Origin of the sequence: Jannaschia pagri, from assembly GCF_019655435.1 — a bacterium.
GTDB lineage: Bacteria > Pseudomonadota > Alphaproteobacteria > Rhodobacterales > Rhodobacteraceae > Jannaschia > Jannaschia pagri.
The window spans coordinates 197,493-223,977 of the sequence record NZ_BPFH01000006.1; the positions used below are offsets into that span (position 1 = coordinate 197,493).

Sequence of the window (26,485 nt, forward strand, 5' to 3'; positions counted from 1 at the left end):
CGACGCCTCAGGGCAAGTAACCTTCGAAGGTCACACCATCGGCGATGCGGCGGGCTTCGACCTCTTGCGCGGCGGAGCGGACGGTCCAGCACAGGATCGGCAGTCCAGCCGCTTTCAATTCGGCCACCCGGGGCATGTCCAGGGCCGCGACTTCGTGGCTGATGAAGGCGGCCTGCACCCGGTCCACGTCAGGAATTGTCGCCAAGTGTTGGCGCCGGGGTTCGGGCACGCCCGGCCAATGGGCCGCATGATAAGCAGAGGTCACCATGCCGCGCGGCACCTGGGGGGCGGCCTTGGCCATATGCGCGACGGAGTGGGGATTGAACGACATCACAGCCACGTCGCCTACGTAGCCGTCCAAGACGGCAAGCACAGCGTCTTCCAGGGCGCCGACATTGCCCCCCATCGCGCCGTCCTGGTCCTTGATCTCGATGAGCAGGGGCACCTGTCCCGCGACCTCGTCCAGCACGGCGGCCAGGGTGGGAATGCCCCCAGATCCGCCGATCAGGTCGATCTGGGCGAGTTCGGCGGCGGTCTTGTCACGCACCGGGCCGGTAGCCTCGGTCAGGCGATCCAGCGCGTAATCGTGGAACGCCATAGGGATGCCGTCGGAGGAGGGCTGAACGTCCAACTCGATGGCGAAGCCCGCCTCGATGGCCGCACGGAAGGCCTGCATCGAATTCTCGGGCCGACCGGCGCGGCGGTCGTGCAGGCCGCGGTGGGCGATCCGACCCGAGCGAAGGGAGAGGGGCAGCTCGGTCATTTGATGCGAAAGATCCCTTCGATTTCGACCATCACGCCAAAGGGCAGCGCCGCCGCTGAAACGGCGGATCGGGCATGCTTACCTGCATCGCCAAGGGCTTCGGCCAAGAGGTCGGAGGCGCCGTTGATGACCTTGGGTTGATCGCCGAACTCTGGGGTCGAATTGACGAAGCCTGTCAGTTTGATGACTTGCTCCAGACGGTCCAGGTCGCCCCCGCAGGCAGCTTTGACTTGCGCCAGCAGGCTGATGGCGCAGGCCCGTGCGGCGGCGGCGCCCTGTTCGACCGTGGCGTCGGCGCCCAGCTTGCCGACCATCATGCCATCCGCGTCGGCGCTGATCTGGCCGGAGACATAGAGAATGTCCCCCGATTGGACGTAAGGCACGTAGTTTGCAGCCGGGGCCGGGGCGTCAGGTAGCGTGATGCCGAGGTCGGCGAGTTTGGCGGTGAAGGACATGGGCGAAGGCTCCGCTTGGGATCGAGTTCGCTTCAGGCTGTCACGCGGGGGCGGGATTGCCAATTACCGGTTTTCCTGCCCTTTGCCTTGTGGGGGCGGGTTGGCGGGCGCTGCCCTGCGCCGCTTTGACTGTGGCGTCTCGTGGGGACACGCGCTTGCCACTGCCTGCGACCCCCGTGCCATCGGGCCGGTGCGTGGGGGCCTGCACGGGGTGCTCTCGCCGCCTGTGCTCCTGTTGGTCGGCTAGGTCTCTGGACGCGCCACTGAAGCCGCCGCTCCACCGGAGGCGGAGCGGTCGTTCGGGCGTTCCGCCCCTCACCCCTCCCGGAACGCTCGGTTGAAATAGTCCGTCAGGGGTTTTGTCAGGTAGGTCAGGGGCGTGCGATCTTCGGTGCGGATGTAGGCTTCCACCGGCATACCAGGCAGCATCACTTGGCCGTTCAACCGCTCAATCTCACCCTCATTGGGCAGAACCTCCGCCTGGTAGTAGGTCATCCCCGTCACCTCATCGGTGAAGGAATCAGGCGACACGCGGATCACAGACCCGAAGAGTTCCGGAGTCGTCCGCGCATCAAAGGTGGGCATACGCAAGGTCACCGGTTGACCGGGATAGACTTGGTCGATGTGGATGGGGTCCACCTGGGTTTGGATCACAAGCGGGCGGTCCTGGGGAACGAGGAACAGCACCGGATCGGCGGGCCGGATCACCGAGCGCGGCGCAAAGACCGACAGACCGTAGACGATACCCGCGACTGGGGCGGTCAGTTCCATGCGCGCGAGACGCTCCTGAATGGAGCGGTATTGTTCTTCCAACTCGATCTGACGGAATTGCAGATCGCGCAGCTGGCTGATGGCCTCCTCGCGCAGGCGGGTGTCGAGCTTGAGCACCTCCAAGTCGATTTCCGTGGCGCGGCCTTCCAACTCGGCCACGGCGGCCGCGAATTCCCCCACTTGGCCCAGCAGCCGAGCCTCTTCCCGTTGCAGCGACAAGACGCGGGGCGCCTGGGCCAACCCTCGGTCCAGGAGGGACCGCTGGGCGTCGAGCTCCTGTCGGATGAAGCCGAGTTGCAGGTTCAAGGCCTCGGTCTGCGATGTGATGCCGTCGACCTGGGCGCTGATCTGTTCCTTGCGTCGCACCAATTGCTCCGCCTCGCGCTCATAGGATTCGCGGCGGGTGAGGAACAGGTTCACCTGGCCGCGCAGCATGTCGTCGACTTCCTCGTCCGCCTCAGCAGCAGCTAGCAGGTCATCGGGGAAACGAACCTCGTCCAGGCCGTCCCGTTCCGCCCGGAAGCGGGAGGCGCGTGCCGTGATCTCATGCAACTGGTCCAACAGGATCTGTGCGTCGGATTGGAGCAAGGTCCGGTCCAGGCTCAGCAGGGGATCACCTGCCTCGACGGTATCGCCTTCGCGGACGTGAATCGTCGAGACAACCCCGCCATCGGGGTGCTGGACGACCTGTCGGTTGCTTTCTACGGCGATTTGACCGGTTGAGATGATGGCCCCTGCGATGTTTGCGAAGACAGCCCAATAGCCGAACCCACCCAACAACACGGCCAGGCCGATCACGCCCATGATTAATTGGCGCCTGGCGTGCCAGGTCTGGCTGGCTTGCTTGGCGGGGGGAACCGGTTTGGCGGGTTTCGTGGCAACCTTCCCAATCGGTTTTTTGGCAGGCATCTGGTTCATGATACGCCTCCGGGCTCGGGGCTGCGGGTGATTTCGCTGTGGTTCTTGACCATCTTCTGCAGGACCTCTTCGCGGGGTCCAAAGGCAGTGCGCATGCCTTGGGACAGCATCAGAAGCACGTCGCACTCCTGAATCGCGGCAGGGCGGTGCGCGATGATGATCACCGATTTGCCTTCGTCTTTCATGCCGCGAATGGCCTTGTTGAGGGCAATGGTGCCCTCATTGTCGAGGTTGGAGTTCGGCTCATCCAGCACGAGGACCACCGGGTCACCATACATGGCGCGGGCTAGGCCGATGCGCTGGATCTGCCCGCCGGACAGACGCCCACCGACCGCGGAGACCGGCGTATCGTAGCCCGCTGGCTGTTCCAGGATCATCTCATGGGCAGCGGCCTTTTGCGCGGCTTCCACGATCTTCTCCGGGTCTGGGTTTGGCGCGAGACGCCCGATGTTGTCGGCAATCGTTCCGTCAAACAGCGTCACCGTCTGTGGCAGATACCCGATGTATCCCCCCAGAACGTCCGGGTCGTATTGGTCCAGCGTCGCACTATCGAGACGCATCTTGCCGCCCGCTGGCATCCAAACCCCGCAGATGGCTTTCGCGAGAGAGGTTTTCCCCGCGCCCGATGGCCCAATCACGCCCATGGCTTGGCCCGGCTGCAGCATGAACGACACCCCTCGGAGCGAGGCTTGCTGCGCGCCCGGGGGGACGATGGTGACGTTTTCGGCGGTCAAGCGGGCCTGTGGCCTGGGCAAAGGCGTCCGTTCCGGCGTGGGCGGCACCGTTTCCAGCAACTCAATCACACCACTCCGCCCCTTGCGGGCGCCATGGACAAGCTGCCACTGGCCGATGACCATCTCGATGGGGGCCAGCGCGCGGCCCATCAGAATGGACCCGGCAATCATGGCCCCTGCGGTCAGTTGGTTTTGCAGCACCAGGTAAGCGCCCAGGCCGAGCATCGCCGATTGGAGAAACAGGCGTAGCGTCTTGGTCGTGACCGTGAAGAACCCAGAGCGGTCCGAGTAGGACACGGCGTTCTGCAGGGACTTGCCGCGCGCGGTCATCCACCGTTGAAAGGCAGCGTCCCGCATCCCGAGGGATTGCACCAGTTCCGCCTCGGAGGCGAGCTGTTGGGCGGTCAGCTCCGCCCGTGCGGTCGCTTGGTTCGACACCGCCATGGGGCCCGAGGTCATCCATTGGTTCACGCCCGCGAGAACGATGAGCACCAGACCACCGCTGCATGCGAGGATGCCCAACCAAGGGTGGAACACGAAGATCGCGCCCAGAAACAGGGGGGTCCAGGGAATGTCGAACAGGGCGAGGAACACCGGTGACGACAGCAGCCTCTGGACCGCTTCCACATCGCGCAGGGGATTGCGTTGTCCGGCGCCGCCGGGCGTGGCCGCCGCGCGGCGCAGGTGCGCCTGGAACACGCGCCCATCCAGGGCCGATTGGAACCGTGCACCAACCCGCGCCATCACACGCCCGCGGATGTGATCCATGATCCCCATCATAAGAAACAGAAACGTCACCAGCACCGACAGGGCGAGCAGCGTTTCCTCGGACCGCGACCCCAGCACTCGATCATAGACCTGCAACATGTAGATCGGGCCGGTGAGCATCAGCGCGTTCACGACCATGGAAAAGATGAAGACCATGATCAAAAGGCCCGTGGACCGGCGGCGCACATCCGTCAGTTCTGCTTGGCCCAGGTCGGGCCGCATCGTGTTCGGTCGTTTCATCGTTTGCCCCCTTGGTCCTCGACGGAGCCCTCTTGTGCCGATGATGGTAGCAGGACCCTGTCAAATGACAGGATCACATCTGTGTATCATGGTCGGCGGGACGTCTCGGGTTCAATGCATCTCTAAGAATCAGTTTCGTCCGAATATGCCGCCGAGAACATCCTGTAAAATACGCTCAGCCAGGTCCGGCTCTCTCGCAGGTTGTTGCCGTTGCGGCTGTGGCGATGGGCGAGGAGCCGCTACTTGAGGGGGTGGGCGGCGCATCTCGGTCCGTGGATCGATCATCGGTAGCGGCGTGACGGGAAGCCCGTCGTGCACGCGGACCATGGTTTCGCGCCAGATTTCCGCAGGCAGCCCGCCGCCCGTGACACCCGTCAGCGGCGTGTTGTCGTCGTAGCCCATCCAGACGCCCGCCACGTAGTCACCGGTAAACCCGACGAACCAAGCATCCCGGTAGCTGGAGGTTGTGCCGGTCTTGCCCGCCGCAGGGCGGTCCCCCAGCTTGGCGCGGGTGCCGGTCCCCGATTCCACCACGCGGGACATCATGTAGACGAGTTGGCGCGCCGCCTGATCCGTGATGACCCGCTCGCCCAATCCGGTTTCGTGGTCCAGCAGGGCCTGGTCTTCGCCCCGCAGCCGGAGCGACGTCAGACCGTAGGGCGTCACGCTTGTGCCACCGTTCAGGATCCCAGCATAGGCGCCCGTCATTTCGATCAGGGTCGATTCGGAGGCCCCAAGGGCCAAGGCCGGTCCAGCGGCGAGATCGCTCTCAATGCCGAAGTCGGTGGCGACCTTGCGCACAATGTCACGACCCGTTGCCTCCGAAAGACGTACGGCGGCCGTGTTGAGCGAGCGCGCCAGTGCTTCGGTGAGGTCGACTTCGCCGTAGAACTTCTTGTCGTAGTTTTCGGGTGCGTAGATGCCGGAGCCCGGCACCTGGATCTGCAAGGGGCCATCGAACACGCGGTCGTCGAACCGCTTCCCCAGATCCAAGGCAGCGGCATAGACGAAGGGTTTGAAGCTGCTTCCGGTTTGGCGCACGGCCTGGGTGGCGCGGTTGAACTGCCCGGCGCCCCGCGTGTTGCGGCCCCCCACCATGGCGCGCACGGCGCCGTCGGCACTCATCACGACGATGGCCGCTTGGGCCTCGGACCCGGCGCGGACCTTGGTTTCAAAGACGAAGCCCAATGCCTCCTCGGCGGCACGCTGCATGTCCTTGTCGAGCGTCGTGCGCATGATGACATCTTCGGTGGTCTCACGCGTCAGAAAATCCGGCCCGGTACCCATCACCCAGTCCGCGAAATACCCGCCGGTATCCTGCCGGGCCGCCGCCGAGAGCGTTGCGGGGGTGTCGAGCGCTTGCTGAAAGTCCGCGCTGCTCAAATAACCCTGGTCCCGCATCAACCGCAGCACTGTCGCACCGCGGTCCTGGGCGCGTTTCAGGTTCGAGGTCGGCGCGTAATAGCTGGGCGCAGGTAGCAGGCCCGACAGCATTGCCGACTGCGCCGGGTTGAGACGCGCAACAGATGTCCCGAAATAGCGTTGGCTGGCGGCGGCAAATCCCCGGGCGCCCGCCCCCAGATAGGCGCGGTTCAGATAGATCGACAGGATCTCATCTTTCGTGAACTTCAATTCCAACGCGAAGGCGTAAGGGATCTCTTTGACCTTTCGCCAGACCGTCCCGCGACGGCAATCGGCCTCGAACTCCGCCTCCGAGATGCCAAGCGTCGGGCTGTAGTCGTTGCCCAGGCACAAAAGCTTGGCGACCTGCTGTGTGATCGTCGAGCCACCCCCGCCCGAGAAGGGCCCCCGGCCCGACCGCAAATTGGTGCGCATGGCGCCCGCGATGCCACGGGGGCTGACGCCCAGGTGACGATAGAAACGCTTATCCTCGCTGGCGATGACCGCGTGTTTGAGGTGGGGGGAGACGTTGTCCGTCGTCACCAGCCCACCGAAGTTGTCACCGCGCCAGGCAAAGACCTCGCCCGAACGGTCGAGCATCGTCACCGAGCCCCGCGCGCGCCCGTCAGAGAGCGATGCCATATCTGGCAGACCGACGTAATTATAGGCGGTCGCACCCGCAACGATCAGCGCGACGGTCACGGCCCCGCGCCAGGCCAAGGCCCAGGCAACGCGGATCAGGAAGGTGACGGGCCAGAGAATCCAACCCCAAAGGCCCCGCCGTGGCTTTGCGGCACGTTTGGCCGGGGGCGGTCCCCGTCTGGATGTGCGTTTGCCGTCAGGGGCCTGTTTCGCAGCCGTGGACCGCGCCTTACGAGGTTTCGCCATCTGTCTGCTCGTCCGTTCTGGGGCCGGAATCTTGTTTCGCACGTAGATAACGATCCCGAGTCGGGTTTGCACGGTGCTTCGGTCAAATCCTTTGCATTTGCAGCATTTCCGCACTGCACAAAAATTAATCAATGCTGCCTAATTATGCAGAAATCGCAAATCTGAGGCGTCGCTAGGCAGGTTCGGCCCCGGCTTGGCGTTGCGCCTCCATGACCTCGTCCGTGATCTGCGTCCATCCGGGCGTCTGAGGACAGGTGCCGCAGAGAAGGGGACAGATGTGAAACTCATCATTGCAGCAATCAAGCCGTTCAAGCTGGAGGAGGTCCGCGAGGCGCTGACCACCTTGGGTGTTCGCGGCATGATGGTCACTGAGATCAAGGGGTTTGGCAGCCAGTCGGGTCACACCGAGATCTACCGCGGTGCCGAATATGCCGTGAACTTCGTGCCGAAAGTCAAACTGGAGATCGTGGTGCCTGCCGCCATGGCCGACCAGGTCGTCGAGACCATCGCCACAACCGCCAAGACCGACAAGATCGGTGACGGCAAGATTTTCGTCCTCGACGTGCAGCAGGCTGTCCGCGTGCGGACCGGCGAGCTGAACGAAGACGCCATCTAAGACGACGCCAAGGGGAAATTGGTAATGAACTTCACAAAAACTCTGGCCCTCGGCGCAGCGCTCACAGCGCTTCCGGTTGCGGCCTTCGCGCAGGACGCCCCTGCGCCGGGCTTCGACGAGATCGGCCCGTATATCATGACGACGCTGCTGTTCCTTGTGGGCGGCTTCCTCGTGTTCTGGATGGCGGCTGGCTTCGCCATGCTGGAGGCGGGCCTCGTCCGCTCCAAGAACGTCACCACGCAGTTGACGAAGAACATGGCGCTGTTCTCCATCGCCGCCATCATGTACTGGCTGGTTGGCTTCGGTGTGATGTACCCCGCCGAATGGTCGATTGAGGGCTACCTCGGGCCGCTCTTCGCCGTCACCTCGCTGGAGCCCGTGGGCCTGGCCGCTGAAGACGCCGCACTGGACTATGCCTCTGCCGCATCGGACTTCTTTTTCCAGCTGATGTTCTGCGCCACCACGGCCTCCATCGTGTCGGGCACCCTGGCCGAGCGGATCAAGCTGTGGCCCTTCCTGATCTTCGTTGTGGCCCTGACCGGCTTCATCTACCCCATCGAGGCCTCCTGGCAGTGGGGCGGCGGCTGGTTGTCCGAAGCTGGCTTCTCTGACTTCGCAGGCTCGACCCTGGTGCACGCCGCAGGTGGTTTCGCCGCCCTCGCCGGTGCGATCATCCTGGGGCCGCGGATCGGCAAGTACACCAAAGACGGCAAGGTCGTGCCGATGCCCGGTTCGAACCTGGCGCTCGCCACCCTCGGTACGTTCATCCTGTGGCTGGGTTGGTTCGGCTTCAACGGTGGGTCTCAGCTGGCTGCTGGCACCGTGGGTGACATCACCGACGTGGGCCGCATCTTCGCCAACACCAACATGGCCGCCTCGGCTGGTGCTGTTGCCGCGCTGATCCTGACGCAGGTGCTGTATAAGAAGGTCGACCTGACGATGGTCCTGAACGGCGCTCTGGCCGGTCTGGTCTCCATCACGGCTGGTCCGCTTGATCCGTCGCTGTTTGGCGCCCTGTGGATCGGTGCTGTTGGCGGTGCCATCGTGGTCTTCACCGTCCCGATGCTGGACAAGATGAAGATCGACGACGTGGTTGGTGCCATCCCGGTCCACCTGATCGCCGGGTTCTGGGGCACTCTGGTTGTTCCGGTCTACACCGACGGTACGTCCTTTGCGACGCAGATCCTGGGCTTTGCTGCCATCGGCGCCTTCGTCTTCATCACCTCGCTGATCATCTGGGTGATCCTGAAGGCGACCATGGGCATCCGCGTCAGCGAAGAAGCAGAAATCACCGGTCTCGACATGTCGGAACTGGGGATGGAAGCCTATCCCGAATTCTCCAAGGGTTAATTCTCCCTCCCTTACTCTTGGACGACAGCACCCCCGGGCAAGCGATTGCCCGGGGGTTTTGCTTTGGGATGGTGGCAGAGGGGATGCCAGGAGCGGGGCAGCCATCGGCCCGCCGCAGCCGGTCCCGATCTAGGCAAAGAAAAACGCCCGGCAGCAGGGCTGCGGGCGTTTGTGTTGTCTTGGAGGAGGCTGGCGTTAGACGGCGCCGTCGATCCAGTCCTTCAGCGCGGCCTTTGGCGCGGCGCCAATCTTTTGGTCCACGGCCTCGCCACCTTTGAACAGGAACAGCGCAGGAATGCCCCGCACGCCCATTGCCGAGGGGCTGGAGGGGTTCTCATCCACGTTGACTTTCACGATCTTGACCTTGCCCGCGTATTCCTCGGACAGCTCTTCCAGGGCGGGGCCGATCTGTTTGCAGGGGCCGCACCATTCCGCCCAGAAGTCCACGACCACGGGGATGTCGGATTGTTTGACGACTTCGTCAAAGGTGGCGTCTGTGGCGGCAACTGTGGCCATGGCGTTTTCTCCTGCGGGGGCGCGGTCTGCGCATCGGGTGGACGGCGAAGCTAGGCATCCTCGCGCCCTGCGTCAATGGCCAGCGGCTCCGACCAGGGCCGTGTCACGAGATCGTGGGGCACCTCCATCAGGCGCGCGGTGCGGGTCCAGAGGATCCCAAGACGGATTGTACGGTCGGGCCAGATCGCGGTCACAGCGACCTCGTAGGCGCCCATTTGCGCCAACACGCCTAGCGGGATTTGGGCGGCGGTCTCTGGCACGATGACGTTTGTTTTGATGTCGATCACAGTGATCTCTGTCTGGGTGACGATCACTCGGTCCATGACGCCACTGACCGCCGGACGCGATGGTGTTGCGGGCAGGGCGAAGGGCACCTCGGCCAGGGTGTCGGGGGCAAAGACGACGTCGAGCGCGGCAGTCCCCAGGACCTTGGTCGCCTCGGCCAACATCTCGGACGTGGCGCCCAGGGCCTCCGCTATGGCGGACCATCGGGTGCGCGGGCTGCGCGGCAGATGTTCCAACAGGGCGTGGATGGCCGTACCCCGTTCCATCGCCGTGTCGGGGTCCTGACCTTCGCCTGGAAGGGCCTTGGCACCGGGCAAGGTGGAGGGCGTAAGCGGTCGGGGGAGGGCAGGCGGGGTCTCAACCGGTTGGGAGAGCCACTCCGGCGGCACCGGTGCGGTGATCTGGGATGCGGTGTCGGCAAGGGTCGTGGGGGACCAGTCGCCCCGTTCGATCCGGCGATCCTGATCGGCTTCCGGCGCGGGGGGGGCGCCGAGGCGGTGGAAACCGGCGTTGACCTGCTGCCACCAACTGTCCCCGGGCTCGGTCCCGACATCACCGGCGGCACAGACGATCAGCCAGCTTTCAGCGCGCGTCAGGGCCACATAGAGCAGACGATCCCGCTCCTCCGCCTGGGCTGTGGCGGCGCGGTCGGCGAGATCGGTTAGCACCGGGGACCAACCGCCCTTGGCGGGCATCCACACGGGGGTGCCATCCTCCAATCGTTGCACGCCGCCCAGGCCCTTCGGTTTGCGCACCTGGGTTTCCGGCAGGATGACAACGGGGGCCTCTAGCCCCTTGGACCCGTGGACGGACATTACCCGGATGCTGCCCCGCCCCGCCTGGCGTTTGAGGTCGACATCCGCAGAGGCGAGCCAGCCCAGGAAGCCCACAAGGCTGGGCACCTCCAACCCCTCATAGGCCAGGGCCTGCCCGAGTAGGGCGTCGATGGCCTCCTCCCGTTCCGGCCCCAGGCGGGCGAGCAGGCGGCGGCGCCCAGTGTGGCGGATCAGGATGCGTTGCAGGATTTCGTAGGGGCGCAGAATGTCCGAGATGCGCAGCACGTCGTCCAGCATCGCGGTGTCATGGTCGCTGTCGCGCAGCACTGACCACAGCGGCCGCCCTTTGCGTCCGTAGGACAGATCGAACAGAGCGGCCTCGTCCAGACCACCGAGCGGGGACCGGAGGACCGTGGCCAGTGACAGATCATCGTCGGGCGTCGCCGCCCAGGTCAGAAGCGCGATCAGGTCCTGCACCGCCATATCGTCGGACAGCGATAGGCGGTCGGCGCCCTCCAGGTTCAGACCCTCGGCCTTGCAGGCGCGGATGATGTGGTGGAACAACGCGCGCCGCCGTTGCAGCAGGATCAGAATGTCGCCCTCGGCCACCGGGCGGCGGTCGGGGCCAATGGGGGTGCCCGCGTCGATCATGTGGCGAATGCTGCGCGCGATGCGGGTGGCCAATACGACTTCGGCATCGTTGGCGGCTGGCATGTCCACGGGGTCGGACCAGGTGCGTTCGATGTCTTGTTTGTCCTGGGGGATCGGCGCCCAGAGGTCCACGCGGCCAGGCATCTGGGTCTTGAAGGCCTTGTGTTCGGGCGCGGGCCCGGCGCCACCACCCTCGGCAAAGACCGCATCCACCAGATCCAGGATCACGGGTGATGACCGGAACGAGTAAAGCAGCGCGTGGTCCCGCAGGGCCGCCGCCTCCTGGGGGAGGGTGCGGGCAAAAACGGCACGCATCCTGTCGAATGCGTCGGGGTCGGCGCCTTGGAAGGAATAGATCGACTGTTTTCGGTCCCCGACGACGAACAGCGTCCGCGTGACATCGGCCCGCGCGCCCTCTCCCGCGCCGAACTCGGCGGCGAGGGCGGCAATCACGTCCCATTGGGCGGGGGCGGTGTCTTGGGCCTCATCCACCAGAATGTGGTCCAGCCCGCCGTCCAGCTTGAACAGGACCCATTGCGCCATGTCGGAGGTCGAGAGCAGGTGCCGCGCCCGCGCGATTTGGTCGTCAAAGGTGAGCCACCCCCGCGCGGCCTTGGCCTCCTCCAATCGGGTCACGAAGGCGGGGGCGAAGGCGTGGAGCGCTTGGGCATAGTCCAATGAGGTGAGGGCCGCGATCCGCGTCGTGGCGTCTTCCACTCGGTCGATCATCAACGTGAACAACTCGACCAGCGGACCATGCTCCCCCTCTTTGACGGCCTTGGGCCAGTTCCCGATCTTGCGCCGCTCGCCCGTCCCGGTCAGGCAGATATCGCGCAGCAGGTCGAAGCGTGTGTCGCGATCCGCGAGCAGGGCCTGGCGCAAATTGGTGCGCAGTTTGTCGAGGGTCTTGCCCGGCGCCGTCTCGGCATCACCCAGGAAGCTTTCGATCAGGTCGAGCATATCCGGGCCGGTCACGTCGTCGCGCAGGCTGTCCTCGGTGTCCTCGCCAATGCCAAGGCGGTCGCGGAGCGCGGCCTCGTCCAGTGGGGCCGTGCCCAGGGGCCAGGCGCGGGCGACGGCGGCAAGGAACGCCTGGGGCTCACCATCGCGCAGGCGAGCGGCCATGGCGTCGACCAGCGGTGCGTCTGGACCCTCGGCCATCTGATCCAGCACCTCCTGTTGGAGGCGCGCGCTGGCAGTGTCATCCATTTCGGAGAACGCAGGTGAGACACCGGCTTCCAGCGGGAACCGTCGCAGGAGCGAGGCGCAGAAGGCATGGATTGTCTGGATCTTCAGGCCGCCGGGTGTCTCGATGGCACGGGCAAACAGGGTCCGCGCATGGCGCAACCGCTCGCTGGAGATGCGGCCCGTGGGCACGCCCAACCGCCGCAATTGTGCGCGCAGCTCGGGGTCGGGCATCATCGCCCATTCGCCCAACCGCTTGAACAGGCGGTTCTGCATCTCGCCCGCCGCCGCCTTGGTATAGGTCAGGCACAGGATGCGTTCGGGCGGCGTCCCCTCCAACAGCAGCCAGGCGACGCGGTCCGTCAGGACGCGCGTTTTGCCGGACCCCGCGTTCGCGGCCAGCCAAACCGACCCGGAGGGGTCAGCGGCGCCGATCTGGGCTGAGGTCGCCTCATCCGGGGTTAAGGTGTCGTCCATCATTGGCCCACTCGGATCGTCGTGGCGCGCTGGGTGTCGTCCCATTCTCCGCGCCGCGACAACTGGTCAAAGTCGCTGGCATAGGTCAGCGCCTCTGGCATCAGGCGGGCGACAAAGGGGCGCCCCGCGCGGTAGCCCTCGATCAGGTCGCGCAGGCCCGCCCGGGTCGCGGCCAGGACATCGGCGTCGATCTGCACCCGCTGTTCGGCGTATGTGCTGCCGACTTGCAGGTAGGCCACTTCGTCCACGGCACGTTTGCCGATTGTGCCAAAGGCACCTTCCTCGACCATGATCGCCTCCAGCAGGAGTTGCTTGGCAAAGAGCGCCTGTTGCTTGGGCGTGGGGGGCTTGCCCGTCTTGTAGTCGTAGATCGCCACCGCCACGCCCCTATCGTCCATGCGGTCGGCTTCCGCTGTTAGCGCGAAGTCGAGGCCTGGAACCTGCCAACGGCCTCGCTCTTCTAACAGGATCGGGCGGCCTAAGCTCCGCCGGGTGGCCTCGGCGGTCAAAAGGTCGTCCAAGATACGGTCGAACTTGCCCAGCCAGAGGCGCCGTGTCGCGGGCCAGGGGGCTTCCTGTTCCAGCGTTGCCTCCAGGATGTTCCGCAGGCGCGCCGAGGCGCCAGGGTCGAGGGCGTCTGTCTTAGACCCCGCGAACCGCTCCATCGCGGTGTGGACCACGGTGCCGCGCAGACGGGCATCGGGCGTTTGCCGTAGGGGGCCAAGCGCGCGCAGGCCGAGCACATGACGGGCATAGATCGCATAGGGGTCGCGGATCAGCATCTCGATTGCGGTGACCGAGAGCCGTTTGGGCTGGGCGGAGGCCGGAACGACGGGACCGGGGCGCGGCGCCGGGGGGAGGAGGGTATCGGGCTGGTCGGTCGTGCCCGCCAGTCGCAGCCAGCGGTCGCCGCGCGCGCGCATCTGGGACAGCGCTTCAGCCGCCTGTCCTCCCAACCCGCCGAGCAGGCCCTCGATCCGGTTGACCCATCGGGATGGCACGAGGTCCGCCTCGGCGTCGCGGGTTGCGCGTGACAGCCAGACCTCCGGTCCGGCCACGGCCTGCTGGAAGTCATGGGCCGACAGGCCCGTGCTCCGCTCCGGCAGGCGCAACCCGCAGGCCGCACGCATGGCGCGATTGAGCCAGGGATCGGCGGCCGGCTGGTCGGGCCAGACCCCGTCGGTCAGCCCGCCCAATATCACGAGGTCCGCCGTGCGCGCCCGGGCCTCCAAAGCGCCCCAGATCATGACGTCAGGGTGCGGGGCGTAGGTTTCCCGGACCTCTTCGGCGGACAACAGAGCTTGCAGGATGCGCGTGTATTCCAGCGCCCCGATGGCGCCATCGCCGCCTTCCGGCGCGGCAGCCCGGAGGCCCTCGACCACGGCGCGCGCGCTGCGGCCTGCCTCCCCCTGCCAGATGGCGTCCCCGCTCAGGTGTTCGATCACGGCCAAATGGGTGTCCAGATGCGAAGCCAGCGGTGCCATGGCAGGGGCCGCGCCGAGACGGTCCAACAGATCGCACAGCCAATCCGTCCAAGCGTCCGCCTGGCCCGAAGTGTCGGGGTCCGCGACCCACTGGGCGACGGCGGCACGGTCCGGGAAGGGACAGGGACCTTCGCGCAAGAGTTCGACTTCGAGGGCGCGGGCGTGGCGCAAGTGGTCGATGCGGTCGTCCGCCCGGGTCAGGGGATGGGACAGCAAGAGGGTCAGCGCCTCGGCCTCTGGCCGCCGACCCAGGAGCGCGGCACTGGTCAGCAGCAGGCGTCCCGGGGCGGATTGTTGCAGCGGGCGGCCCGCACTGTCGTCCGGCTCGATGCCCCAACGGTCCAGTTGGGCGGCCACCTGGCGGGAGAGTGTCCGGTCCGGCGTGATGAGCGCGGCCCGTTTGCCGTCAGCCAGGGCGGCGCGCAGGCCAAGGGCAATGGCCATGGCCTCGGCGCCGGGTGTGGGGGCGGCCAGCAGCGTCACGCCCTCGCAGGCGTCCGACAGGTCGCTCAGGTCCGGGCCTTCCTCGCGCCAGGCATCCGTCGCGGGCGCAGGCCGCAGGGCCAGGGACACCAGACGATTGCGGGTGGGTGCGGCGGGGCGCAGACCGCTCCAACTGGGGCAATCGGCGCGGGTTTGGGACTGGGCCGCCAGTAGGGCTGCGTGGCGGAATTGCGGATGATCCTGTGCGCCTTGTCCGTCCGGGTCCACCAAGCTGTCCCAGGCCGCGTCGGGCATGTCGCCGTCAAGCCCAGGTAGGATGACCGCCCCTTGGGGCAGCGCGAGGACGCCGTCGATCAACCGTCGCGTCGGGGCGCGGGAGGCCGTCGAGCCCGCGATGACGACCGGGTCCGTTGGCGGAGCCTCGGACCATTGTGCCAGCAGGGCAGTGAGCGCATCGGTCTGCGCGGCCATCGGCGTGCGCCCGGCCCCCCGCGCCGACCAATCCGCGACGATCCGCAAGAAGGCCAGGGACCTGTTCCAATGTTCGGAGAGGTGCCGCACATCGAGCGTCTCAAGCGCCTGCGGGTCCATCCCCTCCTCTTGGATTTCTTCCAGGAGCGTTAGCAGGGTTCCAGCCAGATCGAAGGCCGCGCTTGGCGGCGAGACGTCCGGTTGCGCCGTCAGCAAGTGCCGGACCAGTTGCGTGAGACGCAGGCGCAGCGCCAGGGGCGACAGATCGGCAGGCGCCACCGCACCCGGTGGCAGCAAGGCGGCGGGTTGGGAGACAAGCCCGATGCGCGGCAACAGTGTCGGACCGCCCTGCGCAAAGGCGGCGCGCAACCGGTCTGCCATGCGGTTGGTGTTTACGAGCAAGGTGACCCTTGCCATGGCCTCCGGCGGATGACCGGACAGCCTAGCCCGTAGCCCGGCGACAACGGCGCGGGAAAAATCGACGCCGGGGGGTTCATGGAACAGACCTCGGATCACGCGGCCTCCGCCAGCATCGCCTCTGCCAGGGGGATGGCCCCGGGGCTGCCCACATCGGCCCAGCGACCCGGGTGGACCACGCCGCACAACCGCCCCCGGTCCATCATGGCGAACCACAGATCCCTAAGCGAGAACACCTCGCGCGGATCTTGGCGCAGGCCATCGGGTTTCACGATGCCGACGCCGGTGGCGATCAGACCATGATCGTGCAGGGAAAGCTGGCCGGAGGCGCCTAACGCGAAGCGCGCGCCACCGCGGCCTACGGCCTGGTCCTCGCGCACCATGAGCAGCAGGCCATCCATACGCTCTGGGTCCCATGCGGCCCGCAGCGTGTCGCAGGCGCGGGGTCCGGTCCAGACACTGTCCGAATTGAGGGTCATGACAGGCCCATCGCCCAGCAAAGGCAGGGCATTGCGCAAACCGCCGCCGGTTTCCAAGAGGATCTCCTCATGGATCACGGTCACATCGGGCCGGTTTGCCAGGTGGTCTTGCAATGCGTGGGCGAAGTGATGGGTGTTGACGACCACCGGGCCGTCCACCTGGGCGAGGGCGTGGTCGATCATAGGGCGACCCGCCACACGCACCATCGCTTTGGGCTGGTCATCGGTCAGAGGTCGCATGCGGGTGCCAAGCCCTGCGGCAAAGATCATCGTGGGAATCATGGCGTGGCGCCGTGGGGTTGACCGCGCAGCTGTCCGGCACGATCTCTGATTGCCTGCAGGCGCGCGTCAGTGGGTGGCGGCAGGACCGCGTCCACGACCGACCGCAGATTGGACAGGGCAGAGTGGCGCAGGTCTGCGGTCAGGGCGTCCCACGTGCGCGGAATGAAATCGGGGTAGTGGGTTTTACCATCCCGCAGGCACAGGCGCGCGAACACGCCAAGGATGCGCAGATTTCGCTGGGCCGAGGCTACGGCCACGCCGCGCGTGACCTCTTCGATAGGGCGTCCCGTGCCGGTGATGTAAGCCTGTGTCGCGGCCTTGGCGGCGTCGGCGGAAACCGGGCGCCGAGGGTCATGGATCAGCGACGCGAGGTCGTATTCCGGCGGCCCCAGCATCGCGTCCTGGAAATCGAGCAATCCAACGCGGGCGAGTCCCGACCGCGCTGGCAACCACATGAGGTTGTCGGCGTGGAAGTCCCGATGGGTCAGCACCGCCGGGCCGGTTGCGGTGTCCGCCAGAACCTGGGCCATGGCGGTGGTCAAGTCGTCGCGCGCGTCCCGCGCCTCTGGGGCGTACCAATCCAAGGCCAATGCAGCCAAATCGGGCATCAGCGGACCATAGGCTGGTAAATCTGGCGCCGGGGCGGTTTGCATCTGCGCCAGGACGGCTCCCGCTGCGGCGTAAAGGTGGGGTTCCTGTTCGGGGTTTTGCGCGCAGACGGTGGTATAGATCGCGTCTCCGAAATCCTCCATCAACACAAAGCCGTCGGTCACGTTCTCGGCGATGATCTTCGGCGTCGACAGGCCCATGTCTCGCAGGGCTTGGGCCATACGTAGGAATGGGCGCGTATCCTCCCCGGTCTCGGGGGGGGCATCCATCAGCATGGCCCGATCCGCCCCTTTGGCCAGGCGGATGTAGCGGCGGAGCGAGGCATCGCCCGCAAGCGCGATTTGTTGAGATCCGGCCCAGTCGGTTGTGGCCAAAAAACGAGCGATGGTGGCGGCGCGGTTGGAGGTCATGGGCTCTGATCCTGTGGCAGCACCGATTTGGCGATGCGTGCAATTTTGGTGGCCAAAGGGCCACCGCTCAGGGTGACATGTCGGTGCTCGTCAGGCGAGACGGTCCATCGAAGGGTCGCGCCGTCTGGGCGGTCCGCGCCCAGGCGGTCGGGCCATTCAATGAGGCAAACGGCCTCTTCAAAGGCCTCTGCCAAGCCAATCTCCAGCGCTTCGCCCGGGTCGGAAAGCCGGTAGAGGTCCGCATGGACGATGTCGTGGCGGGCGGTCGCGTAGGTCTGGACAAGCGTGAAGGTCGGCGAGGGCACATCTTCGGGCGGCAGCCGGTCCTGGTGCAACGTGGCCTGGATCAGCGCGCGCGCAAAAGCGGTCTTCCCCGCGCCCACATCCCCCTCCAGATAAAGGATGTCGCCTGCATTTAGCTGGGGCGCCAAGGCCGCCGCCAGGGCGCGTGTGTCGGCTTCGGTTGCGCATGTGAAGACGCCTGCTGCGGGCGGTGGCGGCGCTGGTGTGCCTGTATCGGTCATGGCCCGACTTAGACCGCTGGCCAGCACTGGTGGCAAGGGGGTGCAAACCTCCGGAGCGGCGCCCTGTCAGAGGACGGCTTGTTCCACCCTTTCGGTCCCGGGCGCGGCGATGGTTGTTGCCGGTCGATCGGTCGGGGCCGTATCCTGGTTCGGCAGGTCGGTTGGGCGAAAACACAGGGTGAGCCCACCGGTCTTTCCGGGAATGACCCGGAGCGTTATGGTGCGCCCGTCGTGATCCACCAGTGTTTCGGTCCAATCGACGAGGTCGCCGTCTTGCAGGTCGCCCGCAACGACCCCGCGCAGGTCTCCCCAGGCTGGGCTTGGGCGAAACAAGTCGCGCCACGCCACCAGGCATGCGTCGAGGGTATCTGGTATGCCGTCCTGCGAGAGCTTCAGCAGGTCGCGCGCCTGGTCGTTGACGCCAACGCAGGTGCCAGAGGCGCTGAAGACGATGATCGCCTCGTCCGCAGCCGAGAGCGCCGCGCGCAAGGCGTCTCGCTCATCCCGGTGGGCCCGGCTGGCGTGGACGTCCGCGGAGATATCTTCCAACATCAGCGCGACAGCCCCGTCGGCCTGTGGACGGCCCGTGACGCAGTAGGTTTGCCCGGTGGGCAGCGTCCAGGTTTCGCGGTAGGTTCCGCCTGCGTCGACGCGGCTCAGGTCGCTGAGGCCGTCGCGCCAAGCCTTATAGTCCCTCGGCTCCGGCAGTTTTCGATGGTCGCGAAGCGCGTCGAAGAAGTCCGTGAGCTTCGGGCGCCGGGATAGCCAGCTTGCGTCGAGCCCCGTCATGTCCATCAGCGCCGGGTTGAACATCGCCAGGCTTTTCTCTCGGTCGAAAATCGCAAGACCCGTTGGCAAATACGCGAAGGTCTTGGTTAGGGTTTGAATGAAGGTCCTGAGATTATCCTCCGCAGCGATCACCGCATCGAGCGAAATGGCATGGACGTGGCGCATGCCGGACGGATCGGCAGGTTGGGACGTGATCTCGTACCAACTGGTCTCACCCTTGCTGTCGATCACTTGGCGACGGGTGACGCCTGCCGGGGCGCCTGCCTGTTCGGGAAAGAGGCTGACCATGGGCCAGCCCCGCAGCGCATCCGGCCCGGCGCAGCGTTCGGCCAAGGTGCAATAGGCGGCATTGGCCCAGATGACGCGGCCTGTCCCATCGACCACCCAGCTGAGCGTCGGTGTCGTATCGCTGCTGCGGGTGAGGAGGTCTGTATCCGCTTGCAGAGCCTCTAGACTGGCGAGATCCACGCGCAGGGTTGTTTGCGCCGTTTCCGACGCTGACACAGTGATGCGGATGTCCTCGTCCTGACGCACCCCCATGATGCTGATTCGATCACGGCCAAGAACCCCGTCCAGGCGGAAGGAGCGGCCCGCATCCCGCAAATCCCGGAAGGCTTGCTCGACGCCGTCGGCAATATCACCAAGAACGTCGATCAGTTCCGACCATGCTTTCAAATGGTCAATGGGCGTCGAGAGGAGAAAACCGACGTTCTCACTGTTTTCAATGAGATACCCGTCACGAAACGTGAAGTGGCGCGGTTCGGCCAGTGTTTCATGTGCCGCAGCACGCAGGTCATGGCGCGCGCGCGGCGCAAGCCAGAGAACCAAAGTGAGCGACAAGACGCCAGCGATGCTACCGCCCAGAAGCGCAAGGATTGTCAAAGCGGTAGACGACATCTTCGAACCCCCAACATCTGCGGATGCCCAAAGCATGGCTGGCAATAGGTTAAGAGGGTGTTAATGCCCGCTGACACACCCTTTGGTTGTGCTTTTCAGGCTTCGTTGCGGCCTATTCGATCGGAACATTTTCTCCCAAGGCACCGGTCCGTGGGGCCTCGATGATGGACCTGGGCCAGGAGATTTCGGCAATCGCACCACCCCGCCGCCGACCCGGGCGCACCCCTGGGGGCGAGCCATTGGCGAAGGACACTTGACCGCCCGTCCGTTCCAACAGGGTTTTGGCGATGAACAGGCCAAGCCCCATGCCTTCATAGTCCGGTCGGTTTTGCCGCGACCGGAGGAACGGGTCGCCAAGCCGACTGATCACTTCGGGCGGGTAGCCGGCACCATCATCAATGACGCGGATCACGATGTCTTGGGCGGACCAGCGGACGTCGACCCAAATCCGTTCCGTGGCGAAATCGACGGCGTTCTGGATCATGTTGCGTAGGCCGTGAATGACCTCCGGCTGGCGTCGCACGGTTGGACCGATGTTGGCCCCGCCCTCAATCGACGCGAAGTCGTAGAGGATGGCGATCCCCCGTTCCTCGTGGGGCTCGGCGGCTTCGCGGACGATGCTTTCGATGGGGACATGGCGCAAATGGGCATCGCTTTTACCGGCGCGGCCCATGGACCGAAGGATGTCGCGGCAGCGGTCGGCTTGGTTGCGCAGCAGTTCAGCGTCTTCTCGAAGGTCAGGACGGTCGGAGAGTTCCTCGACCAATTCGCTCGATACCAGTTTGATCGTTGCCAAGGGGGTGCCGAGTTCGTGGGCGGCGGCGGCAACGACCCCGCCTAAGTCGTGGAGTTTCTGCTCTCGGGCGAGAGCGGTCTGGGTGGCGAGAAGGGCCTTGGACATGGCCTCGGTCTCGCGCGTCAGCCGAAACGCGAATCCCGACAGGAACAACGTCCCAACGGTAATCGCGGCCCAGAAGCCCATGAGATGGAGGACCGGAAGCTCCAGCACATTCCCGCCTGCAACCCGAAGCGGCATGTAATAGCCGCCTAGCAGGGAAATCATCACCAGCGCCCCAACGGCAAGGGTCAGCGTGGATCGCAAGGACAGGGCCGTCGCGGAGATCGTCACAGGCGCCAGGAACAACAGCGCGAACGGATTGTGCAGCCCGCCAGTCAAAAAAAGCAGCGCCGTCAATTGCACCAAGTCGAAGGCGAGGAAGCCAAACGCCTCCCGCTCGGATAGGCGATGGCTGGGTGGGTAGACGGTCATGGCCACAAGGTTGGCGACCACGGCCGCGCCGATCACCAGCAGGCACAGCCCCCATTCGATGGACAGCGATAGCCACAGACTGACCAAGACCACGGTCAGCGTCTGCCCCAGGATCGCCAACCACCTCAGGTTGACCAGGGTATTCAGGCGCACGCGCGGCGTGCGGGTTTCCGGGGGCAGCAAGGTTCGGGTCGACTGTGTCGGCATCTGGACTAGGTGTCATTGACGGGTAAGGAGAAGGTTTCCTATCTCCTACGACAGATTTGGCCGGAGGCACAGTAAATGGGCGAGAGCACGATGGAGATCGGTCCCGACAAAACCTTGCTTCTTGTTGATGATGACGAGCCCTTTCTGCGGCGCCTAGAGCGGGCCATGGAAAAGCGTGGATTTGAGGTGGATGCGGCCTCTTCGGTTGCCGAGGGCATCGCCAAGGCCTCCGTCAAGCCGTCTGCCTACGCCGTGATCGACCTCCGGTTGGAGGATGGCAACGGCTTGGACGTGGTGGAGCGTTTGCGGGAAAAGCGACCCGACAGCAAAATCGTGGTTCTCACCGGGTATGGCGCCATTGCCACCGCCGTTGCCGCCGTCAAAATCGGGGCAACGGATTACCTGTCAAAGCCCGCGGATGCCAACGACATCACCAATGCGTTGCTCTGTAAGGAAGACGACCTGCCGCCTCCGCCGGAAAACCCGATGTCCGCAGACCGCGTTCGTTGGGAGCATATCCAGAGGGTGTATGAGCTTTGCGATCGGAACGTCTCGGAAACAGCGCGTCGGTTGAACATGCATCGCCGAACGCTGCAACGCATCCTGGCGAAACGCAGCCCAAGATAGGCCCGTGCGTTGGGTCCTGGCCTGCGGGCTGTGCGTCTGCGTGGCCGCGTGTAACGGGGCTGACCCGATCCCGTCACAGGCGCCTGATCCGAGGTTCGTTGGTTTGACGCTTGTCCCGGTTTCGACCGGCCTCGCCGTCGCTAGGTCCGGCGGGCGGCACATTGATTTCGGGCGGGCGCGCGACGGGGCGTTGTCTACGATTGCTGCCATTGCTGGCAAAGCTCCGGTGGCCCAGCCCTGTGAAGGCTTGGACGCCTTTGCCGTCGGGACGGATTTAATCGTGATCTTCTCCGCTGATCGGTTTGTCGGATGGCAGACGCGAACGGGACGGGCAGGGCGCGCCTGCGGGGCAGGCGCCGTTTAGCGGGGCTGCGCCGCGCGCACCCGTTAGGACAAGATGGCCCGCGTCGCCCAAACACCGAAGGCCGCCGTGGCCCCCGTCAGGACAGCACCCCAGGTCGTATCCACGGCCACCATCGTCCAGTCCCACCCCTTGAGTGTCGCTTTGTTGGTAAACTCGTAGGTGCCATAGGCCACGGCCCCAAACACAAAGCCACCGACACCCGCCTGGAGAACCGAGTCCGCGCGAAGGGCAGCAATCGATACGAGGTACAAAAGGCCAGCGATGTAGAAGAGGTAGAAGACCGCCGCCGCTGTCAGGTTGATTGGGGATCGCAGCATATCGCCAATGTAGCGCTCAAAGAGTGGTTTGAGGACGAGCGTCAGCGCGATGGCATCGACGACCAGGAAGAAGGCCGCCGACGTGCCGTAGAGAAGTATAAGTTGCATTGCGATCCCTTTCGCTCTGCTTCTTTTACGGGCCCCAGGCGTATTCGGATGTATCTGGGCGCCCCAGCAGCCACTTGCGAAAGCGGTTCAACCCCACGGACACCGCATCAGCGCGCGTCACGATATGGTAGCCCACATTGTTCAACTCCAGCGGAGCGACCACGGCGAGACGGCCCAATTCAAGCTCGGGTTGGATCAGGACCCTGTTCTGAAGGCCCAATCCCATGCCCGCACGCAGGGCCGACAGCACCATACCGTTGGTCGCCAAAGTATAGACGCGCAGGGCGCCGACCTCTCGCCCGAGCGCGCGGCACAGATGCTCCTCCTCCGCGCGGTTCTCCGACATCAGCCAGTAGTGATCGGCCAGTGTTTCGAGCCGGGCAGGGCGCAATCGGGCCGCCAGGTTCGGCGCAGCCACGATCACGAAGTCACCGGTCAACAGCGGTTCCGATTGGAGGTCCGGCCAATCGCCCTCGCCGTAGCGAATGGCCAAGTCGTGGCCATCGCGCCGCAGGTCCAGCACATCGGGCGACGGATTGATCGTGACACCGATGTCGGGGTGCTGGGCCCAGAACGCGCTGAGGCGCGGCATCAGCCAATATTCCGCGAAGGTCGGTGTCGTGGTGACAGAGATTGGACGGGCGCGGCCCCGGTCGCGGAGGTCGTGACACGCGGCGGTCAGAATGTCGAAACTCTCCGACAGTCCGCGCGCCAAAAGGGCGCCCTCGGGTGTAGGGTCCATCCCCTGACCTGCCCGGCGCAGAAGGGTCGTGGCAAAGAACCCCTCCAACCCGCGCACATGGCCCGCGATCGCGGCATGGGTCACGTTCAACTCCCGGGCCGCCGCCGACAAACTGCCACAGCGGACGGCTGCTTCGAAGGCGCGCAGGGCCGCGAGCGAGGGGATATCACGCCAGTCGGTCATACCTGTTAGTTTGGCTTACATCCGCAAAGAATTCCAGAGTGGCGCCGGGGGCAGGTTCAGAGGCATCAAACAACAGGTTTCAATCCCCACCGATGGTGAGTCCCATGCTAGCCACCTTTGCTGATTTTCTCCTTGGCGCCGCCTTGTCCCGTCGTACCGTCCGTTCCACGGGGCCCATGCGGACATCCTCACGGTCCTACGGTGCGGACCAGGCAACGACTCGGGGCTGGATGGCGCGCATCGGCACCTATTGAGGCGCTAAAGCGTGTAGCGCTTGGAAACTCTCTCTCCGTCCTGCTGCCAGTCTTCGAACCCGCGCGACCCATAGTAGGCGCGCCCCCCTTCGTTGACCAATCGAATAGTCGCGTTGATCCAGGTGTAACCTGCGGTCTTCGCGGCTTTCTTCGTGGCCTCAAACAGGCGGCTACCAACGCCGAGACCATGCTGTCCAAGGGCCACGAAGGTGGCGATATCGCAGGCCTCAGGGGGCAACTTGTCGTTCGGGCCGACCCACTGGAAGCCGAGGATTTCGCCCTCCCGCTCTGCGACGTGCCAGATATCTGCCTGGGCCATCCAATCGCGCAGCTGCGGGCCGCTGACCGGGCCTTTGATGGCTGTGGTCCCGCCTCGGTCGATAATCGCATTCAGAAGGTCGGCCATGGCACCGGCGTCGAAGGCCTGCGCGGGTCGAATATGGATCTCAGGCATCGCAGGCCTCCAACAGGGTTGCGTGGCGATCAAGGAAGGCGGTCCGCACTTCGGCTGGCGGGCGGAGCGAGATTGTCAGGTCAGCAATCATATCCAAATCCGGCGCCCCAAAGAAACGATCCGCCTCGGACCGGGCAAATCCCGCGATGTGGACCGCCTCCAACCAGGCGGAAATCCTGTCCGCTTGTTTGATCCGTCGCTTCAGCCGTGTGGGCGTGACCGACGGCAGGCCAAAGCGGCGGTGAATGGCGGCCGCCAAACGATCATCCAACTCTTCATAGCCGGGACCAACGGCTGATTTCACCGGCGATATCATGTCCCCGATGACGTATTCCGGGGCATCGTGCAGCAGGGCGGTCAAGCGCTCTTGCGGGGTGGCCGGGCTCAGACGAGCGAAGATGTCGTCCACCAGGAGAGAGTGCTCCGCGACCGAATAGGGCCAATCGCCCTTGGTCTGTCCGTTCCACCGCGCCACGAACGCCAGGCCGTGGGCAATATCCTCGATTTCAATGTCGAAGGGCGTCGGGTCCAGCAGGTCCAACCTGCGCCCGGACAGCATCCGTTGCCATGCGCGCGCCTGTGCCATTGTGCTCCCTTCCCGGTGGTCCTGTGCCGGCCGATGGCTGTTGGTCAGGAGTTATCGTGTCATTTCCGGCAGAGACAAGCGTATCGAGTGCGATGACGCTGCGCGCGCCCGCATCGTTTATGCCCGGTTGGGACACCGTGTCCTATGGCTTTAGCGGCTCCACCGGCCGCCGCTTGTTGTCTGAACTGCGGACGGCTGCTAGGGCCTCGGCCAACGCGATATTCGCAGGAGATCGAAAGATGACCGACTACGCCGTGAAGGACATTTCGCTGGCCGCTTTTGGCCGCAAGGAATTGGACATCGCAGAGACGGAGATGCCAGGGCTGATGGCGTGCCGGACCGAGTTCGGAGACGCCAAGCCATTGGCAGGGGCCCGCATTGTCGGGTCGTTGCACATGACCATCCAGACCGCCGTGTTGATTGAAACGCTGGTGGCGCTGGGCGCAGATGTGCGCTGGGCCTCGTGCAACATCTTTTCGACCCAAGATCACGCAGCGGCGGCCATTGCCGAGGCGGGCGTGCCGGTCTTTGCCGTCAAGGGGCAGACCCTGGAGGAGCATTGGGACTACCTCGATAAGTCGTTCCAATTCCCCGACGGCGCGAACATGATCCTGGACGATGGGGGCGACGCGACGCTCTACATTCTGCTGGGCGCGCGGGCCGAAGCGGGCGAGGATTTGGGTGTTGCGACCTCCGAGGAAGAAGAGGTTATCCACGCGCAAATCAAAAAGCGCATGGCGGCCACCCCCGGTTGGTTCACCAAGACCCGGGAGGCGATCCAAGGCGTGTCCGAAGAGACAACGACCGGCGTCCACCGTCTGTACGACCTGCACAAGAAGGGCTTGCTACCCTTCCCTGCGATCAACGTGAACGACTCGGTCACGAAGTCGAAGTTCGACAACAAGTACGGCTGCAAGGAATCCCTGGTCGACGGCATTCGCCGCGCCACCGACACGATGATGGCGGGCAAGGTCGCTGTCGTCTGCGGCTATGGTGACGTGGGCAAGGGTTCCGCGGCATCGCTGGCCGGTGCTGGCGCCCGGGTTAAGGTGACGGAGGTCGATCCGATTTGCGCCCTGCAAGCCGCCATGGACGGCTTCGAGGTTGTGACGCTGGAGGACGCCGTCGAGACAGCGGACGTCTTCATCACCACCACCGGCAACAAAGACGTCATCCGGATCGAGCACATGCGCGCCATGAAGGATATGGCGATCGTGGGCAACATCGGCCACTTCGACAACGAGATCCAGGTCGCGAACCTGAAGAACCACAAATGGACGAACATCAAAGAACAGGTGGACATGATCGAGATGCCCTCGGGCAATCGCATCATCCTGTTGTCTGAGGGGCGTCTGCTGAACCTTGGCAATGCCACGGGCCACCCATCGTTTGTGATGTCGGCCAGCTTCACCAACCAGGTGCTGGCGCAGATCGAGCTGTGGACCAAGGGCGATGAGTATCAGCCGGGCGTCTACATCCTGCCCAAGCATCTGGATGAGAAGGTCGCCCGTCTGCACCTGGACCGGATCGGTGTGCGTCTGACGCAGATCAGCAAGGAACAGGCCGATTACATCGGTGTCGCCCAGGACGGTCCGTATAAGCCGGAACACTACCGTTACTGAGCGCGCCCGACGTTCGAAGGTTCACGCACCGCGCCATTGGGTTGGCGCGGTGCGTTTTATGTGGGCCTTGGATAAATCGGAACCGGCGGTGACCGCTTCGGGTCCTCCGTTAACTTTTTCTTCCCTTTCGGGCCGTCCGTGCCAAAACTGC

The 26,485-nt window shown here is 64.9% G+C and carries 21 protein-coding genes and 1 pseudogene; 5 read left to right on the top strand and 17 right to left on the bottom strand.

Annotation, left to right across the window (positions count from 1 at the left end):
• Positions 1-7 precede the first annotated feature (7 nt).
• From K5R33_RS15955 to K5R33_RS15975, 5 genes are all read right to left on the bottom strand, one after another.
• Positions 8-763, bottom strand: a complete 756-nt coding sequence (locus K5R33_RS15955; protein ID WP_220750067.1) for a glycerophosphodiester phosphodiesterase family protein — start codon at positions 761-763, stop codon at positions 8-10.
• On the bottom strand, positions 760-1,218 hold the full coding sequence (locus K5R33_RS15960; protein WP_220750068.1) for a RidA family protein: 459 nt from the start codon (positions 1,216-1,218) through the stop codon (positions 760-762). The genes K5R33_RS15955 and K5R33_RS15960 overlap by 4 nt, the downstream gene beginning before the upstream one ends.
• A 315-nt stretch (positions 1,219-1,533) precedes the next feature.
• On the bottom strand, positions 1,534-2,907 hold the full coding sequence (locus K5R33_RS15965; protein WP_308442987.1) for an HlyD family type I secretion periplasmic adaptor subunit: 1,374 nt from the start codon (positions 2,905-2,907) through the stop codon (positions 1,534-1,536).
• Positions 2,904-4,649 carry a type I secretion system permease/ATPase gene (locus tag K5R33_RS15970; protein WP_255576477.1) on the bottom strand — a complete coding sequence of 582 codons (1,746 nt, stop codon included), beginning with the start codon at positions 4,647-4,649 and terminating at the stop codon, positions 2,904-2,906. The genes K5R33_RS15965 and K5R33_RS15970 overlap by 4 nt, the downstream gene beginning before the upstream one ends.
• Positions 4,650-4,778: 129 nt before the next feature.
• Complete coding sequence (locus K5R33_RS15975) at positions 4,779-6,938, bottom strand: transglycosylase domain-containing protein (RefSeq protein WP_220750069.1); 2,160 nt, start codon at positions 6,936-6,938, stop codon at positions 4,779-4,781.
• 277 nt (positions 6,939-7,215) lie between these two features.
• Between K5R33_RS15975 and K5R33_RS15980 the strand changes: the two genes are divergently transcribed.
• Both K5R33_RS15980 and amtB read left to right on the top strand, forming a co-directional pair.
• The gene (locus K5R33_RS15980) at positions 7,216-7,554 is read left to right on the top strand and encodes a P-II family nitrogen regulator (protein ID WP_220750070.1); all 339 of its coding nucleotides are present in this window, start codon (positions 7,216-7,218) and stop codon (positions 7,552-7,554) included.
• Positions 7,555-7,578: 24 nt separating this feature from the next.
• Positions 7,579-8,904, top strand: a complete 1,326-nt coding sequence (amtB, locus tag K5R33_RS15985; RefSeq protein ID WP_220750071.1) for an ammonium transporter AmtB — start codon at positions 7,579-7,581, stop codon at positions 8,902-8,904.
• A gap of 195 nt (positions 8,905-9,099) precedes the next feature.
• On the opposite strand, the pseudogene trxA reads toward amtB, so the two are convergent.
• The 8 genes and pseudogenes from trxA to regB all read right to left on the bottom strand — a co-directional run.
• Positions 9,100-9,432: pseudogene (gene trxA, locus K5R33_RS15990) on the bottom strand (thioredoxin); the annotation flags it as partial.
• A gap of 38 nt (positions 9,433-9,470) precedes the next feature.
• Positions 9,471-12,839 carry a double-strand break repair helicase AddA gene (addA, locus tag K5R33_RS15995; RefSeq protein ID WP_255576476.1) on the bottom strand — a complete coding sequence of 1,123 codons (3,369 nt, stop codon included), beginning with the start codon at positions 12,837-12,839 and terminating at the stop codon, positions 9,471-9,473.
• Complete coding sequence (gene addB, locus K5R33_RS16000; protein WP_220750073.1) at positions 12,794-15,709, bottom strand: double-strand break repair protein AddB; 2,916 nt, start codon at positions 15,707-15,709, stop codon at positions 12,794-12,796. Before addB ends, addA begins: the two co-directional genes overlap by 46 nt.
• The gene (locus K5R33_RS16005) at positions 15,706-16,371 is read right to left on the bottom strand and encodes a nucleotidyltransferase family protein (RefSeq protein WP_255576475.1); all 666 of its coding nucleotides are present in this window, start codon (positions 16,369-16,371) and stop codon (positions 15,706-15,708) included. The genes addB and K5R33_RS16005 overlap by 4 nt, the downstream gene beginning before the upstream one ends.
• Positions 16,368-17,390 (bottom strand): aminoglycoside phosphotransferase family protein, encoded by a 1,023-nt coding sequence (locus K5R33_RS16010; protein ID WP_220750074.1) that lies wholly within the window; start codon positions 17,388-17,390, stop codon positions 16,368-16,370. Before K5R33_RS16010 ends, K5R33_RS16005 begins: the two co-directional genes overlap by 4 nt.
• The gene (gene tsaE / locus K5R33_RS16015) at positions 17,387-17,914 is read right to left on the bottom strand and encodes a tRNA (adenosine(37)-N6)-threonylcarbamoyltransferase complex ATPase subunit type 1 TsaE (RefSeq protein WP_220750075.1); all 528 of its coding nucleotides are present in this window, start codon (positions 17,912-17,914) and stop codon (positions 17,387-17,389) included. Before tsaE ends, K5R33_RS16010 begins: the two co-directional genes overlap by 4 nt.
• A 66-nt stretch (positions 17,915-17,980) precedes the next feature.
• The gene (locus tag K5R33_RS16020; RefSeq protein WP_220750076.1) at positions 17,981-19,600 is read right to left on the bottom strand and encodes a PAS domain-containing protein; all 1,620 of its coding nucleotides are present in this window, start codon (positions 19,598-19,600) and stop codon (positions 17,981-17,983) included.
• Between the two features lie 112 nt (positions 19,601-19,712).
• On the bottom strand, positions 19,713-21,077 hold the full coding sequence (gene regB / locus K5R33_RS16025; RefSeq protein WP_220750077.1) for a sensor histidine kinase RegB: 1,365 nt from the start codon (positions 21,075-21,077) through the stop codon (positions 19,713-19,715).
• A gap of 75 nt (positions 21,078-21,152) precedes the next feature.
• On the opposite strand from regB, the gene K5R33_RS16030 reads away from it, so the two are divergent.
• Together K5R33_RS16030 and K5R33_RS16035 are read left to right on the top strand one after the other, a co-directional pair.
• On the top strand, positions 21,153-21,704 hold the full coding sequence (locus K5R33_RS16030; protein WP_220750078.1) for an ActR/PrrA/RegA family redox response regulator transcription factor: 552 nt from the start codon (positions 21,153-21,155) through the stop codon (positions 21,702-21,704).
• Positions 21,705-21,708: 4 nt separating this feature from the next.
• Positions 21,709-22,068: a hypothetical protein gene (locus tag K5R33_RS16035; RefSeq protein WP_220750079.1), complete on the top strand. Its 360-nt coding sequence runs from the start codon at positions 21,709-21,711 to the stop codon at positions 22,066-22,068.
• Between the two features lie 23 nt (positions 22,069-22,091).
• Here K5R33_RS16035 and K5R33_RS16040 read toward each other — a convergent pair whose 3' ends face one another.
• The 4 genes from K5R33_RS16040 to K5R33_RS16055 all read right to left on the bottom strand — a co-directional run bounded on the left by K5R33_RS16040 (position 22,092) and on the right by K5R33_RS16055 (position 24,712).
• Positions 22,092-22,493, bottom strand: coding sequence for a DUF2177 family protein (locus K5R33_RS16040; protein WP_220750080.1), 402 nt, complete (start codon positions 22,491-22,493; stop codon positions 22,092-22,094).
• 25 nt (positions 22,494-22,518) lie between these two features.
• A complete protein-coding gene (locus K5R33_RS16045; protein WP_220750081.1) occupies positions 22,519-23,418 on the bottom strand; it encodes a LysR family transcriptional regulator in 900 nt (299 codons plus the stop codon).
• Positions 23,419-23,676: 258 nt separating this feature from the next.
• Positions 23,677-24,126, bottom strand: a complete 450-nt coding sequence (locus K5R33_RS16050) for a GNAT family N-acetyltransferase (protein ID WP_220750082.1) — start codon at positions 24,124-24,126, stop codon at positions 23,677-23,679.
• Positions 24,119-24,712: an HD domain-containing protein gene (locus tag K5R33_RS16055; RefSeq protein WP_220750083.1), complete on the bottom strand. Its 594-nt coding sequence runs from the start codon at positions 24,710-24,712 to the stop codon at positions 24,119-24,121. The genes K5R33_RS16050 and K5R33_RS16055 overlap by 8 nt, the downstream gene beginning before the upstream one ends.
• A 239-nt stretch (positions 24,713-24,951) precedes the next feature.
• On the opposite strand from K5R33_RS16055, the gene ahcY reads away from it, so the two are divergent.
• The gene (gene ahcY / locus K5R33_RS16060) at positions 24,952-26,334 is read left to right on the top strand and encodes an adenosylhomocysteinase (RefSeq protein WP_220750084.1); all 1,383 of its coding nucleotides are present in this window, start codon (positions 24,952-24,954) and stop codon (positions 26,332-26,334) included.
• The last annotated feature ends 151 nt before the right edge of the window (positions 26,335-26,485 follow it).

Bases quoted from the DNA above. Each gene is read 5' to 3' on its own strand.
- K5R33_RS15965 (WP_308442987.1), bottom strand. From the start codon at position 2,907: ATGAACCAGATGCCTGCCAAAAAACCGATTGGGAAGGTTGCCACGAAA.
- K5R33_RS15960 (WP_220750068.1), bottom strand. From the start codon at position 1,218: ATGTCCTTCACCGCCAAACTCGCCGACCTCGGCATCACGCTACCTGAC.
- K5R33_RS16045 (WP_220750081.1), bottom strand. From the start codon at position 23,418: ATGACCGACTGGCGTGATATCCCCTCGCTCGCGGCCCTGCGCGCCTTC.
- tsaE (WP_220750075.1), bottom strand. From the start codon at position 17,914: ATGACCGATACAGGCACACCAGCGCCGCCACCGCCCGCAGCAGGCGTC.
- K5R33_RS15955 (WP_220750067.1), bottom strand. From the start codon at position 763: ATGACCGAGCTGCCCCTCTCCCTTCGCTCGGGTCGGATCGCCCACCGC.
- regB (WP_220750077.1), bottom strand. From the start codon at position 21,077: ATGCCGACACAGTCGACCCGAACCTTGCTGCCCCCGGAAACCCGCACG.
- K5R33_RS15975 (WP_220750069.1), bottom strand. From the start codon at position 6,938: ATGGCGAAACCTCGTAAGGCGCGGTCCACGGCTGCGAAACAGGCCCCT.
- K5R33_RS16050 (WP_220750082.1), bottom strand. From the start codon at position 24,126: ATGCCTGAGATCCATATTCGACCCGCGCAGGCCTTCGACGCCGGTGCC.
- K5R33_RS16005 (WP_255576475.1), bottom strand. From the start codon at position 16,371: ATGATTCCCACGATGATCTTTGCCGCAGGGCTTGGCACCCGCATGCGA.
- ahcY (WP_220750084.1), top strand. From the start codon at position 24,952: ATGACCGACTACGCCGTGAAGGACATTTCGCTGGCCGCTTTTGGCCGC.
- K5R33_RS16040 (WP_220750080.1), bottom strand. From the start codon at position 22,493: ATGCAACTTATACTTCTCTACGGCACGTCGGCGGCCTTCTTCCTGGTC.
- K5R33_RS16030 (WP_220750078.1), top strand. From the start codon at position 21,153: ATGGGCGAGAGCACGATGGAGATCGGTCCCGACAAAACCTTGCTTCTT.
- K5R33_RS15970 (WP_255576477.1), bottom strand. From the start codon at position 4,649: ATGAAACGACCGAACACGATGCGGCCCGACCTGGGCCAAGCAGAACTG.
- addA (WP_255576476.1), bottom strand. From the start codon at position 12,839: ATGGGACGACACCCAGCGCGCCACGACGATCCGAGTGGGCCAATGATG.
- K5R33_RS16010 (WP_220750074.1), bottom strand. From the start codon at position 17,390: ATGACCTCCAACCGCGCCGCCACCATCGCTCGTTTTTTGGCCACAACC.
- amtB (WP_220750071.1), top strand. From the start codon at position 7,579: ATGAACTTCACAAAAACTCTGGCCCTCGGCGCAGCGCTCACAGCGCTT.
- K5R33_RS16020 (WP_220750076.1), bottom strand. From the start codon at position 19,600: ATGTCGTCTACCGCTTTGACAATCCTTGCGCTTCTGGGCGGTAGCATC.
- K5R33_RS16055 (WP_220750083.1), bottom strand. From the start codon at position 24,712: ATGGCACAGGCGCGCGCATGGCAACGGATGCTGTCCGGGCGCAGGTTG.